A 13057-nucleotide genomic window follows, 5' to 3' on the forward strand; every position below is an offset into this window, starting at 1 on the left:
TTTCCCCTAGACCAGCGCTAGCAATGTGCGCTGAAAGGGCGCCTTGCTCGGGGCGCCCTTCCAACACTTCAAAGCATAGCAACGGCCTCAGGGTTTGCTGGCGTCTGGAGCGTGCGTTCGTCCGCTTTCCCAACCGCCGCCCAAGGCGAGGAACAAATCGATCTGGCTCATCGCAACCTGGGTGTTGGCGGCGGCCAGTTGCGCGGTGACATCCGTGTAGGTACGGGTCGCTTGCAGGTCGGCGAGAAACGACTCACGGCCGGCCTGGAAGAAGCGGTGGGTCTGGTCGGCGGCCAGTTTCGCTGACTGCTCGGCATCGGCCAGCGCATCGCGGCGTTGCAGCAAGGCGCTGTACTGAGCCAGACCGGTCTGGGTTTCGCGAATGGCGTTGAGCACCACGCCGTCGAAGTGCGCCAGTGCGCCTTGGGTCGCCGCTTCTGCCTCGCGGATTCGCGCACGAGCGCCGTTGGTCGGCACTTTCCAGCTCAGCGACGGGCCGAAACCCCAGCGGTTGGTCGACGGATCACCCAAGTCATCGATGAGACCAACAGTGCCGATGGTCGCGCCGATACTGATGTCCGGATACAACTCGCCCGTGGCGACGCCGATGCCGGCGGTCGAAGCGGCCAGACGACGTTCGGCCTGACGTATGTCTGGGCGACGTTTGAGCAGCGCAGCGCCATCGCCAACCGGCACCAGTTGGGCGATTTTCGGCAGTTCGGCGCAGGTGGCGGTGCCGGCCGGCAATTGATCGACCGGTTTGGCCAGCAGCATCGACAGACGGTACAACCCAGCTTGACGGGCCGCTTCATAGCGCGGCAGTTCGGCGCGCAGGGATTTGAATTGGGTTTGCGAGCGAGTCACCTGAGTTTCGTCGCCACGGCCGGCATCGCGCAGACGTTGAATCAGCGTGGTGCCTTGCGATTGCAGGTCGAGGGAGTGCTGGGCAATTTCCCGTTCTTCGTTGGCCGCGCAGACTTGGGTGTAAGCACGCACGACGTCTGCCACCAAGGTGATCCGCGCCGTGTCTGCCGCTGCCTGGGTCGCGTCGGCATTGGCCTTTGCGCCTTCGATGCCGCGTTGCAAAGTGCCCCACAGATCGAACTGATAAGAAGCGCTGATGCCGATGTCGCCGACGTTATCGACCGGGACTTTTTCCGGCAGCAAGAATGCCTGACCAGACTCTTGCAAACGCTGCGCACCCATCTTCACACCTGCGCTCCAGCCGCCCGCTGCTTCGGCCTCATCGACCTGAGCGCGAGCCCGCTGCAGGTTCGCCGCCGCTACGCGCAGATCGGTATTGGAAGCCATGGCCTGCTGCACCAGTTGATCCAGCCGCGCATCCTTATAAAGACGCCACCAATCCGCCGGCACCGGCGCCGAAACTACCGGTTTGCCGGCCACCGCCAGTTCGCCCTGAAAATCCTTGCGCTGCACCGCTGCATCCTCAGGCACGTGATAATCCGGCCCGACCATCTGACAGGCCGAGAGCATCACGCCCAACCCGGCGATCATCAGCGCCCTGCTCATTGCGCAGGCTCCTGTTTCCGCTCGTCGCGTGGCTGATCGTCGATGATCGAAACGGTGGCAGTGCGTCCGGCGATCATGCGGAAATCTGCCGGCACGTCATCAAAGGCAATCCGCACCGGAATCCGCTGCGCCAGCCGCACCCAGCTGAACGCCGGGTTGACGTTCGGCAACAGATTGCTGCCGCTGGTACGGTCGCGGTCTTCGATACCGGCGACGATGCTTTCAACATGCCCGCGCAGTTTGGCGCGGTCGCCGATCACACGAATATCCACCGACTGGCCAACATGAATGCCGTCGAGTTTGGTCTCTTCGAAATAGCCGTCGATGTGAAACGAATTGCTGTCGACCACCGACAACACCGGACGCCCGGCGGTAACGAATTCCTGCGGACGCGGCGCACGGTCGTTGACGTAGCCGTCCACCGGGCTGCGGATCACTGAGCGGTCGAGGTTGAGCTGAGCGCTGTCCACGGTGACCATGGCTTCGGCCAGTGCCGATTGCGCGCGGGCGACCTTCGACTGGCTTTCTTCCAGTTGCTCGGCCGGCACCAGGTTACCGAGGCCACGGTTACGCTTGGCCTCGCGCTGGGCTTGAGCGAGGGTTTCTTCGCGATCAGCGACGGCCGCCTTGGCCTGACGCAGGGCCAGTTTGAAGCGATCCTGGTCGATGCTGAACAGCACCTGGCCACGCTTGATCAACTGGTTGTCTTTCACTTCAACCTGCTGGATCAACCCGGAAACGTCCGGGGCGATCTGGATGATGTCGGCGCGAATGTGGCCGTCACGGGTCCACGGCGCGAACATGTAATACATCACCATGCGCCAGACGAGGACAACGGCAAAAGTCACGATCAGCAGGGTCAGTACCACGCGACCGATGGTCAAAAACGGTTTTTTCATGTCATCAGGTATCGACTGAGTGAGTCCACGCCGTACAGCAGTACCGCGTAGAGAGCCACGTTGAACAATGCCCGGTGCCAGACCAGACGGTAAAAGTGCACGCGCTGAAGTACGCCATGCACCAACAAAAACAGCACATAAGTAATGCCCATCAACACCAGCAGGGTCGGCAGGAAAATGCCGCTGATGTCCAGATCACCGATCATAGGGGCGCTCCATCGGGCAGCGGTTCTTCGGAGTCGGCACTGGCGACGAATTCGACGCCGGGCAACAGCGCCAGACGCAAACCGCTCAAGGCGTGCAACAGGTTTAGCCGGGTTTCATCGTCGCCCTGGCCATTGAGTGCGCGACGAGTGCGATCGAGGGTCATCAACAACGGCGCTGGCGCCGGCAAGCGTTCGCCAGCCTTGAGACAAGCGCGGAAATACTCACCGACTTCACTGACCACTTGCTGCAACAGCGCGTTCGGCGCGCCCGTCACCCGTGGGGTATAGGCGAGTAAATCGAGCAGGTTCAGGCCGACGCGGACTTCGCGCATGGCGATGCCGGTGTCTTGGCCGGTGAGGGCCAGACGCGGCAGGTGCTGCATCAGTCGATCGAGCAACTGCACGCCCAATTTGCGGTGTTCGGCAAGGTTGGCCGGCTCGGTCATGTGGACGATGTCTTTCCAGCTGAAACGGGTCAGGCGTTTGGCTGCCAGTTCGGCGCCGAACGGGCGTGCGACCAGCGTCCAGATGAAAGCGAAAAGCAGGCCGATCGGTCCAGCGAGGTTGGAGTTCACGAAGGCGAAAAAATCCGCATCGTAAGCGCCCTGAATGCTGATGAACGACGAGGTGTTAACCAGCGTCAGCAGCATGCCGAGGAAGAACCGCGGCTGTACCGTCAACGTGCCGACGCAGATGAACGGGATGGAAAACGCCAGCACCAGCATCGGGAAGTCATGCAGGTTGGGCAGAATCAGAAACAGATAAAGGCTGGCGAACAGCACCGACATGCCGGTCCAGAAAAAGAACCGGTAAATCTGCGGTGCCGGGTCGTCCATCGAGGCGAAAAAGCTACAGGCCACCGCGGCGAGAATCACCGCGCTGCCGCCGTCCGGCCAGCCGAGCAGAATCCACAGCACCGAGGCGGTGATGATCGCCAGAACGGTCGAGGCCACCGAGTAGAGCATCAGTCCACGATCAATAAACGGTGTCAGTCGACCCAGTCGCCAGTGGCGATACACCGCGCGCCAGCTGTCCTGGCGTTCGCAAAGAATCGCGTCCTGCAGACTGCGGCAGTCTTGCCACAGATCGATGAATTCGCCGAGACGATAAATCGAATTTGAGAACAGCAATTGCCTACGATCCTCAAGCGCCTCGACGCTCGGCTGCAGGGCTTCGAGCTGATCTTTCAGCGTTTGCCAACGGTCGAGATCGGCGTCCGGGTGACCAAGCCATTCACGGGTCGCGGTAAGCAGCGGTGCGAATTTTTCCACCAGTTCCGGCGTGCGCCGTTCGAGGGCGTAGAGCGAATCTTCCAGCGCATCGATCACCGGTAATAGATGAATCATCCGCCCGCGCAATTCTTTGGTGTTGCGCACGGTTTGCGGTCGCGCACCTTCGTGAGGCAACTGGCCAATCATTAATTCGAGGCTGTTGAAGTTGGCAACCATGGCCATGCGCAGCGCAGTGACTTCTTCGGGCTGCACGTCGCGGCTGAGGAATTTCAGGCTGTAGGTCGTTGCGTCGGCGAACCACTTGCTCACGGCATCGTTGAACACCGGCGCCAGACGACGCGGCCAGAACATCGCGCCGACCACGGCGGCAACGGCGATGCCGAGGAAAATCTCTTCGGTGCGCGCCTCTGCTACGTCCCACACCGCCAGCGGGTTATCCACCACCGGCAAGGCAATCAGCGGCAGGGTGTAACCGGCGAGCATCAATGCATAGTTGTTGGCCGTGCGCAGTTGCAGGGACAGGAACAGCAAAATACCCGTCCACAGCGCGATGACCACCACCAGCACAAACGGACTCTGCACGAACATCGGCACGAAAAAAACCGCCGCCGCGGCACCGAGAAAAGTCCCGATGGCACGGTACAAGGCCTTGGAACTGGTCGGCCCGAGAAACGGGCTGGAGACGATATACACCGTGGCCATCGCCCAATACGGACGCGGCATTTGCATGAGCAAGGCGATGTACAGCGCGATCATCGACGCTGCAAACGTACGGACCCCGTAGAACCAGTCACGGGCCGGCGGAATGCCGGAGAAAAAACCGTTCAAGAATTGACCACCAAAGGCGGACTGGCCGCCTCAAAAGCTCTGAGTACCCGAAGCGTAGCTTCCAGATCGCTTTGCTCGATGCCTTCGAGCACCTCGTGACGCAAGCGCACCAGTTCGATCTCCACCGCTTGCACCAGTTCACGACCGGTGTCGGTCAGGCTCAGGCATTTGGCCCGGCGATCCTGGGCATCTTCGGTGCGGCAGACGTAGCCGGAATGGCACAACTGATCGAGCAGACGCACCAGCGACGGACTCTCCATCCCGGCGGCCTGCGCCACCCGCACCTGGCGCACGCCCTCGCCCAAGCGGCCGATCATCAACAGCGGCACGGCGCAGGCTTCGGAGATTCCGTAGTTGACCAGCGTGGTCTGGCAGATCTTCCGCCAATGCCTGGCGGCCACCACCATGGCACTGCTGATGTTCATCTGAAGAGCGTCGAGTTCGTTCGGCACGAGGAAATGCACACTGTTAGTTTGCTAACTATCAATATCGCATTGGAGGGGAATTTCAGTCAAGTTTTGAAACAAATTGCCTGTTCAGGGTTAGCCTACCGAATCGAAATCACCCGCTATCTGCTCAATGAAATCGAAAACCTCCTCCGGCACGCTGAACTGGAACTGCTTACGTCGATGCTTTGAAACTTTGTTACCGTTATCCAGACACATCATTACCAGTTTCGAGAGGTCGCTCCCCCGTACGTCAAAACGCCCATTCACCTCTTTGATGACGTAGTCGTATTTTTCAAGAAACTCGGTCTCCTCGCGCAGCTCCACTTCCAATGCTCGCAAGGCCATCTGCAAGGTAAATTCTGCACATTGAGTCCCGTCCCAGAATCGATAGATTGAGTCGTGCCCAATAAAATCGAAAGCCATCTGATCAGCGTCCAGCCAAGTGACATTCCAGAACTCTCTTGCTGGTTTCGAGAACTCCTTTAACGCTTCGAGATAGCCAGACTCTTCGTGTTTCATCGCTACGGAAACCGGTAACAACAAACCATTTTTTAGAGCGTCAGAGTGGCAAAGCGTCTGGTGAATCAGGAAACGTGAAAGTCGACCATTGCCATCCATGAACGGGTGAAGAAAGACAAACCCGAAAGCCACAACCGCTGCAGCTATCAACGGATCAACCTGCTTGGCTGAGTGATTGGCAAAACTCATCAACTCGTCCATCAACTCCCTGCACAATTGCGGCGGAGGCGGGACATAGCTGACGCCAGCTGCGCCTCTCAAGCCGTTGTGTAAATGGTTCTGTTCATGACGGAAAAGCACAGCTTTATCGAAAGGATTGGAAACCGTACTGTTCTGCAACTCGACCAAATAGTCTTCGCTCAACTCTGTTCGCTCATGGGCTTGGCGCAGAAGCCGAACAAAACGGCGCGACTTTTCTTCGTTGGGCTCTTCTTTCTCAATGGCGAAAGAATCGCGGGTCTCATGCAGATAGGCCCAATTGATTGCCCGATCCATCATTTCCGGCGGCAACGTCGCCATAAAAGCCTGGGCTCGACCAAGGATGTCCAGATCAAGCAGCGCCTGCAGCTCCGTCGTACGCTCGACTGTGGCGCAGTAACGCATTGACCCCAACCCGTTAAAATCTACCCGCCAACGACTATTTCGAATTGCAGGCCCGGTGACATAACGCTTGGGATCAAACAAAGCGACAACGTTGCCCCGAACCGGTACGGAATATTCCAGCTGTTTGCCCGTGAAACTTTCCCAAAGAAAACAGGCCTTGCGGATAAATACCCCGTTAGGTGATCGGCTCAACTCACCTAGCAACTCGTCCGCTTCAACGGTTTCAAGCGCCTGAGCAAGAATGCACAGGTTTATTCCCTCATGCTTCAGAGCAAACAAGATGTGCTCAAGTGTCGAACCCTGTGCCGGCGCGACACCGTTTGGAACCGCTAGACACTCACCGATCAAGGTAATCCGGGTAACCGGTTTGATCATCGCAATGCGCTTGGGGGCAAATGCATTAAGCTTCAGCGCATCACGCAGGTGGGCATATCCAACAGTTGGCATCGTCATCGTCCACGTAAAAAATTCACTGCGACGATTAAAGCCCAGTTTTTTTTACATCGCGCATGTTTTTTTTACATTTCAGCCTTTTCCTACAATTTTTTTTACACACTCCTGCCCTTACGCAACAACACATCCAACTGATCCACCACCTCCGCCCAGTCGGCGTCATCCAGAATCTCGTCCCGTAAAAACTGCGACTGACTCTTCGACCAGAAAAACGCGTCAGCCAAATGCAGCTCGGGTTTGAGCGGGGAATGGGTAGCAATGAATTGGTCAATGCTGGTCGGATCGTTGTCCAGGCCGAGTTGTTTGAACAGGGATGGGAGAGTGTGGGTTGGTTGCTCCATTGCTGAGTTCCTTCAAAAACGGGGTGTGTGGAAGATTATTCGCGAGCAGGCTCGCTCCCACAGGGGAATGCGATCAACCTGTGGGAGCGAGCCTGCTCGCGAAGGCGTCAGTGCCGGCGCCACAAATCCTAATCACTCAACTCCCGCACCTCGGCATGCGGTACCATTTTCAGAAATTCGGGCATGCTCATGTGCAGCAGGTAGTTGTGGTTGCCCGCCTCCAGATAAATATCCTTCTGCCGCGTCAGCAACGGGTCGATGACCATGTCCAGGCCATAGGAGTCACCCAGCGGCGGCACTGCCCCGCGTTCGCAGTCGTCGAAAATATGCGCCAGATTGCTTTCGCGGGTCAGTTGCCATTCGCCGCTGGTGCGTACCTTGCTCAGGTCCAGGTGACGACTGGCCGGCAATACGGCCATCAGGTAATGCCCGTGGTGGTCGTCAAGGATGATCGATTTGGCCACGCGCTCGGCGGGTACCCCGGCGACCCGTGCGGTTTCCAGGCTGCTGGACGAGTGTCGATGGGCGACGATGTCGTATTCGCAGTGCGCCCGGTTCAGGCTGCTCTGCACCTTTCTTGCCATACGCATGATGCACCTCGGTGTTGCGCTGAACGGTGATTGCCGTGTCTTTGAGTCTAGTTCGGCGGGTGTCTGGCGCAGGGAAATCCGCTCACCGGACATATCTGCACATTGATCAAAATTCATACAGGACAACCCTCAACTAGACTGTAAGAACCAGACATGACGCTCGCGGAGGGTCACGTGAACAGCCGATGTTGTGCATTTGCCTTGCTCCTGCTGATCAGCGGTTCAGCCCTGGCTGCCGACAGCCAGTTACCGGCCATGAGTCCGGCCGGTTTGTGGCTGATTACCTTGGGCATCGTGTTTCTGATCGCCGAAGCGGCGCTGCCCAATTACGGGGTGATCGGCTTGGCCGGAATCATCATGTTCGTCATCGGCGCGCTGATTCTGAGCAACGCCGAATTGCCGGCGCCGATGATGATCGGCCTCGGTCTGATCAGCGCGCTGCTGTTGCTCGCGCTGCTGATTCGCGCCCTGAAAACCCGCCCGCGCCATGCCGTCAGTGGCGACGCCGGCCTGCTCGGCAGTGTGACCGAGATCACCACGGTGCAACCGGGCGATGCCCGCAACGGCTGGGTGCAACTGCAAGGTGAACGCTGGCAAGTGCTCAGCGCCACACCACTGCACACCGGGCAACCGGTGCGCGTGGTGGCGCGCAAGGGATTGTTGCTGCAAGTGGCCGCGACTGACGCGGCACCGCTCGGAGAGTGATCATGGGTCTGCAAATCGGTTTTGTTGCGCTGCTGTTACTGGTCATTGCCCTGGCCGGCTCGACGTTTCGCATCCTGCGCGAATACGAACGCGGCGTGGTGTTTCAGCTCGGCCGTTTTTGGCAGGTCAAAGGCCCCGGTTTGATCCTGCTGATCCCGGTGGTCCAGCAAATGGTCAGGGTCGACCTGCGCACGGTCGTCCTCGACGTGCCGCCGCAGGACGTGATCACCCGCGACAACGTCTCGGTCAAGGTCAACGCCGTGCTGTATTTCCGCGTGCTCGATCCGCAGAAGGCGATTATTCAGGTTGAGGATTATCTTTCTGCCACCAGCCAACTGGCGCAAACCACCCTGCGCGCGGTGCTTGGCAAGCATGAACTGGATGAGCTGCTGGCCGAGCGCGAGCAGTTGAACATCGACATTCAGCAGGTGCTCGATGCGCAGACCGATGCCTGGGGGATCAAGGTCGCCAACGTCGAGATCAAGCATGTCGATCTCAACGAATCGATGGTCCGCGCCATCGCCAAACAGGCAGAAGCCGAACGCGAGCGGCGCGCGAAAGTGATTCACGCCGAAGGCCAATTGCAGGCCTCGGAAAAACTCATGCAAGCGGCGGAAATGCTCGGACGCCAGCCCGGGGCGATGCAGTTGCGCTATATGCAGACCTTGAGTTCGATTGCCGGAGACAAGAGTTCGACGATTGTCTTTCCGTTGCCGATCGAATTGCTCAAGGGCATGGCGGATTTGTCCGGCAAGTCCTGAAGAGCAAAAGATCGCAGCCTGCGGCATCTACAGGGGATCACATTTCAATGCAGGAGCTGCCGAAGGCTGCGATCTTTTGAATGCCGCGCAATTCTTCCAGGGCTTCAAATGGTGCTAGCGCAAAAGTGCGCACACGTTCCTGCAACAGCGCCGAAGCCTCGCGGCGCTTGTCTTCACCATCGGCAACAAACACTTGCGAAGGCTGTTTCGCATGCTGCGCGGCAGCGGCAAACACCTGCTGACGCTGCACATCATTCAATCGAAAGAACCGCGCCAAACGCCCTGCCATCGCATCAGGCAACTCACTGTAATTCACCGCCAAACCGCCGGAATCACGGCAATGCAGCCACCCGGCTTCAAGCAAGCGCCCCAAACGCCGCGCGATAAAATCTTCACGTCCTTCAAACGGCAAACCATCCTCCAATACGCAATCACCGAGCATCCCCGGCACCATGTGCATCCCCGGCCGGCGCAGATGAGAAACGGCAATTTCCAAAGGATCGCGATAGAGAAACAGCCACGGCGTATCTGCGAAACAGTCCTGCAGCAGCGGCCATTCACCGATGTTCCAAGCGTCGAGTTTGATCACTAAACGCTGTTCAATACCGCGCCGGCGCTGACCATAAGCCGAGAGCAATCCAGTGATCACCGCCCGGCGTTCGATGGCAGGCAATTCGTTGCGCAACAGTGCGTCCAGCGGTGGCGGTTCGGACACAACGATGTGATCGTCGAGTTGCGCGAGCATCTGACTGATCAACGTCGAGCCACAGCGCGAGGCGTGCAGAATAAAAGCGCTTGGTGCGAGGCCGGGGCTTTGCGCTTGCCATTCGGTCAGCGCCGACAGCGGCGTCTGCCGTCGAAACGCCTGATTGAAGGGCAGCCGCAGTGCATCGTCCACCGCCTCACGGAAAAACGGCTGATGCAGCGGTGTCTCACCGAACCAGCACCAATCGACCCGCCACTGCCCGTCGACCGGCCAGACACGAATGGGCAGCCAACCGTCGAAACTCAACAGCTCCATTGTTCGTTCCATTGCCGCCGACCATTGCGCATCGCGGTACGCAGTTCTTCGCGAGAAAATACCAAGCCGCGTTCCGTCGCGAGTTCCAGCGTTCGAGCGATAAATACCTCAGGGTCATGCAGCGTGCGCAAGACCAGTGACAGCGAGCCATCCTCAGTCACCAGCCTTTGAAAGCGCTGCAAGTCGGTATCGGCCAAACCCGGCGCTGGTGTGTCGGGCAATCCTTCGAAGATCATCTGTTCAAGCCAGGCATCGGGTTTGCAATCGATGACCAGATGAATACGCGCAGAGGTATCGCGGTTATCCACTCGGTGCGGACGGGCGAGATCGAGAAACCAGCATTCCCCAGCAGCCATCGGCACGCGTTGGCCGTCGAGCCAGAAGTCGACATTGGGCGGACTGAGCAACGGAATGTGCAAACGGCGATCGGCGTCCGGGCCATTCAGATCGTAATCGCGATGTTCGTGAATGCGCGCGCCAGGGCCCAGGCGCAGCAGTCGAGCGCTGACGATATTCAGCGACAGATTGCGCAAGCCGTGGCGCCAGCGCTCATCACGCAACCACGGTTCGCGTAGCAACGGCTCACCGCGACCGGGCGACAGTTCGGTCAACGCATCGGCTGCCGAAATCAGCGCGACGCCACTCCAGTCACCCGAGAAATACTCGGTGTTGAAGTGACTGCGCCAGGCGTCGTCGGCAATCGCCGCCAGCGCTTGCAGCAACAGCGGCAAATCCACCGTCACCGGCAAACGCGAGAACGCCGGCCGGCTCATGTCCTGGGCAACACCGCGCACTCGCCGAGCCAGGTCAGCAATCGATCAAGGCAGGCTTCGACCGTTTGCGCACCGGTGTCGAGCACCAGCGACGCCTGCGTTGGCGGCTCATACGGTGCCGACACTCCGGTAAATCCAGCGAGGTCACCGCGTCGCGCACGGGCGTAATGCCCTTTCGGATCACGCTGCTCGCACACCGCCAGCGAAGCGCTGCACCAGACTTCGCGATAGTCGTCCCCCAAGCGTTGCGCAAACACCTCACGCAGTTCGGCCAGTGGCGCAATCATCGCCAAAATCACGATTTGCCCGTTTTCCACCAGCAACGCGGCGAGCTCGCTGGCGCGACGAATATTTTCCTGGCGATCAGCGTCGGTGAATCGCAGATCCCGATTGAGCCCGGTGCGCAAACCGTCGCCATCCAGTACCACGCTTTGCAAACCTCGCCCGAACAACTCGGCGTGCAGCGCCTGGGCAAGTGTCGACTTGCCCGCCGCCGGCAAACCGGTCAACAGAATCGCTGCACCGCGATGCCCATTACGAACCTCGCGTTGCGTGCGGCTGACGCTGGCAACGGGCGCCAGCACATCACTGCGCTGGGGCATGCGCCACCACCGGCACCGAGATATCCCCCGACGCCCACGCCGACTCGCGGTTGGCCAGCGCGGTAGCGATCGACTGCACTTCGGTCGACTGCACCTGATCCGGCAGCGGATCGAGGCCGGCACTGGCGAAGATCTGGCCGTAGGCATTGCGCAAATCGGCGTACGACAAATCACGGCGCAAGTCGGCTTGCAGGTTGTTCAACTCGCCCTGAATCAACTCCAGCTCACCAATCCCGGCAGCCTGATGACGGTTGCGTAACTGGCCAACGATTTGCCCGTCGATGTCCGACAACTGTTGGTTGGTCTTGAACTGGCGCAAGGCTTCTTGATAGTTGGCATTCGCCACATACAGTTGCGCGAGCACCGCTATCGACATTGCTTGTCGCCGCGCAGTGGCCACTTCTTCGCCGGCCTTGGCGACGTTGATCGCCGCCGGAGCGGAGATCACGTTGAACAGGTTCCAGGTGACTTTCACGCCATAGTCGGCCCAGCCCTGCTCGACAAGGAAGGAGTTGCTGTCGTAATGCCCGCCAGCAGAAAACTCCAGGCCCGGCAGCAAGCGCAGCATGGCCTTGCGGGTTTCAGCGGCGCTGATGCGCGTCTGGTAATCCTGCTCGCGCAGTTCCGGGCGGCTGGTCAGGGCTTCCTGTTCGAGTTTGGCCAGATCGACCTTGAGTTCGGGAATCTGATAACCGTCATCGGTGGCCAAAGTTAAAGGGGTGCCCAGCGGCAAGTTGATCAGCGTCGCCAGTTCGGTTTTCGCCAGCGACAAGGCGCGGCGTTGTTCTTCCAGTTGCCGGGTCGCTTCGATCAGCGAGCGCTGGTAACCGAGCGACTGCACCGGATCACCAATGCGTTGATCGCTCAGGGTCTGACTGTTGTCGCGGGCGGTCTGCACTCGTGCCATCAGGCTGTCGATCTGCTTGAGCAGACGTTCAGCGGCCATCGCCCGCCAATAGGCCGAGCGCACGTCCTGAACGATGGTGTTGATCACCTTGCGGCGCCGTTCCTGGACGATCAGGCGCTGATCGCCCTGCTGCTTGGCGCTGATGTAGCTGACGCCGAAGTCGAGGACGTTCCAGACCATGGTCAGGTCGGCAACTTCGCGGTCACGATCCTGCGAGGTCGACGGTTCCAGAGACTGGGTGCCGGTGCGTACGCTCTGGCTGCTGGAGGCGTTGACGTTGTTGCGCCCGACGTAGCCGGCATCCAGCGCCATGCGCGGTAGCATGTCGAAACTGGCGAGGTCGAGCTGCCGCTTGGCCAGCGCTTCCTCCATGATCTTCAAGCGGCCTTCGAGGTTGTACTTCACGGCGCGGGCCATGGCCTGGTGCAGGGTCAACGGACCGCGCAGCGGTTCCTGATCCTTGTACATGCCTTGCAGATCGCTTTTGGCACGCTGTTCACTGACGCTGCGCTCAATCGGTTCACTGGTCACTGCACATCCGCTGATCGCCAGCGCCAGCAGGCTGGCGCCGAACAACTTCTGACTTCTCTTCATCCCTGGATCGCCCCTAGGTCCCGCACAGTGTTGAGTTATGGTTT

Annotated in this window: 14 protein-coding genes; 2 read left to right on the top strand and 12 right to left on the bottom strand. The window is 59.4% G+C overall.

All coding sequences use genetic code 11. The features are described from left to right. Positions 1-87 precede the first annotated feature (87 nt). The 8 genes from AC1DVF_RS08960 to AC1DVF_RS08995 form a co-directional block, all read right to left on the bottom strand. On the bottom strand, positions 88-1530 hold the full coding sequence (locus AC1DVF_RS08960; RefSeq protein WP_477782341.1) for an efflux transporter outer membrane subunit: 1443 nt from the start codon (positions 1528-1530) through the stop codon (positions 88-90). Then, positions 1527-2429 (bottom strand): efflux RND transporter periplasmic adaptor subunit, encoded by a 903-nt coding sequence (locus AC1DVF_RS08965; RefSeq protein ID WP_099757674.1) that lies wholly within the window; start codon positions 2427-2429, stop codon positions 1527-1529. Before AC1DVF_RS08965 ends, AC1DVF_RS08960 begins: the two co-directional genes overlap by 4 nt. Further along, complete coding sequence (locus tag AC1DVF_RS08970) at positions 2426-2635, bottom strand: DUF1656 domain-containing protein (RefSeq protein ID WP_034151805.1); 210 nt, start codon at positions 2633-2635, stop codon at positions 2426-2428. Before AC1DVF_RS08970 ends, AC1DVF_RS08965 begins: the two co-directional genes overlap by 4 nt. Beyond that, the gene (locus AC1DVF_RS08975) at positions 2632-4695 is read right to left on the bottom strand and encodes an FUSC family protein (protein ID WP_093440313.1); all 2064 of its coding nucleotides are present in this window, start codon (positions 4693-4695) and stop codon (positions 2632-2634) included. Before AC1DVF_RS08975 ends, AC1DVF_RS08970 begins: the two co-directional genes overlap by 4 nt. Further along, entirely contained in the window at positions 4692-5120 is a 429-nt protein-coding gene (locus AC1DVF_RS08980) for a MarR family winged helix-turn-helix transcriptional regulator (protein WP_093440308.1), read from the bottom strand. The genes AC1DVF_RS08975 and AC1DVF_RS08980 overlap by 4 nt, the downstream gene beginning before the upstream one ends. Before the next feature lie 117 nt (positions 5121-5237). Beyond that, entirely contained in the window at positions 5238-6713 is a 1476-nt protein-coding gene (locus AC1DVF_RS08985; RefSeq protein WP_175559669.1) for a Fic family protein, read from the bottom strand. Positions 6714-6814: 101 nt separating this feature from the next. Further along, complete coding sequence (locus tag AC1DVF_RS08990; RefSeq protein ID WP_186620834.1) at positions 6815-7060, bottom strand: DUF2789 domain-containing protein; 246 nt, start codon at positions 7058-7060, stop codon at positions 6815-6817. 128 nt (positions 7061-7188) lie between these two features. After that, the gene (locus tag AC1DVF_RS08995) at positions 7189-7650 is read right to left on the bottom strand and encodes an aminoacyl-tRNA deacylase (protein ID WP_093440296.1); all 462 of its coding nucleotides are present in this window, start codon (positions 7648-7650) and stop codon (positions 7189-7191) included. Positions 7651-7803: 153 nt separating this feature from the next. Here AC1DVF_RS08995 and AC1DVF_RS09000 point away from each other — a divergent pair, with 153 nt between their 5' ends. Beyond that, entirely contained in the window at positions 7804-8355 is a 552-nt protein-coding gene (locus tag AC1DVF_RS09000) for an NfeD family protein (protein WP_477782342.1), read from the top strand. A 2-nt stretch (positions 8356-8357) separates the two neighbouring features. Continuing rightward, the gene (locus AC1DVF_RS09005) at positions 8358-9116 is read left to right on the top strand and encodes a slipin family protein (RefSeq protein WP_477782343.1); all 759 of its coding nucleotides are present in this window, start codon (positions 8358-8360) and stop codon (positions 9114-9116) included. Positions 9117-9153: 37 nt separating this feature from the next. Here the strand turns inward: AC1DVF_RS09005 and AC1DVF_RS09010 are convergent, their stop codons facing one another. From AC1DVF_RS09010 to AC1DVF_RS09025, 4 genes are read right to left on the bottom strand one after another with little or no spacing between them, the layout of a single operon-like run. Next, complete coding sequence (locus tag AC1DVF_RS09010) at positions 9154-10137, bottom strand: sulfotransferase family protein (RefSeq protein WP_099757669.1); 984 nt, start codon at positions 10135-10137, stop codon at positions 9154-9156. Beyond that, positions 10125-10910 (bottom strand): aspartyl/asparaginyl beta-hydroxylase domain-containing protein, encoded by a 786-nt coding sequence (locus AC1DVF_RS09015; RefSeq protein WP_477782354.1) that lies wholly within the window; start codon positions 10908-10910, stop codon positions 10125-10127. Before AC1DVF_RS09015 ends, AC1DVF_RS09010 begins: the two co-directional genes overlap by 13 nt. Then, the gene (gene cysC / locus AC1DVF_RS09020; RefSeq protein WP_477782344.1) at positions 10907-11512 is read right to left on the bottom strand and encodes an adenylyl-sulfate kinase; all 606 of its coding nucleotides are present in this window, start codon (positions 11510-11512) and stop codon (positions 10907-10909) included. Before cysC ends, AC1DVF_RS09015 begins: the two co-directional genes overlap by 4 nt. Beyond that, positions 11496-13013 (bottom strand): TolC family protein, encoded by a 1518-nt coding sequence (locus AC1DVF_RS09025; RefSeq protein ID WP_093440267.1) that lies wholly within the window; start codon positions 13011-13013, stop codon positions 11496-11498. Before AC1DVF_RS09025 ends, cysC begins: the two co-directional genes overlap by 17 nt. Between the last annotated feature and the right edge of the window lie 44 nt (positions 13014-13057).

This window comes from Pseudomonas sp. P4_D7, assembly GCF_056401755.1.

What these genes read in the sequence shown, in the direction of transcription:
- AC1DVF_RS08960 (WP_477782341.1), bottom strand. Translation starts at nt 1,530, where the DNA reads ATGAGCAGGGCGCTGATGATCGCCGGGTTGGGCGTGATGCTCTCGGCC.
- AC1DVF_RS08965 (WP_099757674.1), bottom strand. Translation starts at nt 2,429, where the DNA reads ATGAAAAAACCGTTTTTGACCATCGGTCGCGTGGTACTGACCCTGCTG.
- AC1DVF_RS08970 (WP_034151805.1), bottom strand. Translation starts at nt 2,635, where the DNA reads ATGATCGGTGATCTGGACATCAGCGGCATTTTCCTGCCGACCCTGCTG.
- AC1DVF_RS08980 (WP_093440308.1), bottom strand. Translation starts at nt 5,120, where the DNA reads ATGAACATCAGCAGTGCCATGGTGGTGGCCGCCAGGCATTGGCGGAAG.
- AC1DVF_RS08985 (WP_175559669.1), bottom strand. Translation starts at nt 6,713, where the DNA reads ATGCCAACTGTTGGATATGCCCACCTGCGTGATGCGCTGAAGCTTAAT.
- AC1DVF_RS08990 (WP_186620834.1), bottom strand. Translation starts at nt 7,060, where the DNA reads ATGGAGCAACCAACCCACACTCTCCCATCCCTGTTCAAACAACTCGGC.
- AC1DVF_RS08995 (WP_093440296.1), bottom strand. Translation starts at nt 7,650, where the DNA reads ATGCGTATGGCAAGAAAGGTGCAGAGCAGCCTGAACCGGGCGCACTGC.
- AC1DVF_RS09000 (WP_477782342.1), top strand. Translation starts at nt 7,804, where the DNA reads ATGACGCTCGCGGAGGGTCACGTGAACAGCCGATGTTGTGCATTTGCC.
- AC1DVF_RS09005 (WP_477782343.1), top strand. Translation starts at nt 8,358, where the DNA reads ATGGGTCTGCAAATCGGTTTTGTTGCGCTGCTGTTACTGGTCATTGCC.
- AC1DVF_RS09010 (WP_099757669.1), bottom strand. Translation starts at nt 10,137, where the DNA reads ATGGAGCTGTTGAGTTTCGACGGTTGGCTGCCCATTCGTGTCTGGCCG.
- AC1DVF_RS09015 (WP_477782354.1), bottom strand. Translation starts at nt 10,910, where the DNA reads ATGAGCCGGCCGGCGTTCTCGCGTTTGCCGGTGACGGTGGATTTGCCG.
- cysC (WP_477782344.1), bottom strand. Translation starts at nt 11,512, where the DNA reads ATGCCCCAGCGCAGTGATGTGCTGGCGCCCGTTGCCAGCGTCAGCCGC.
- AC1DVF_RS09025 (WP_093440267.1), bottom strand. Translation starts at nt 13,013, where the DNA reads ATGAAGAGAAGTCAGAAGTTGTTCGGCGCCAGCCTGCTGGCGCTGGCG.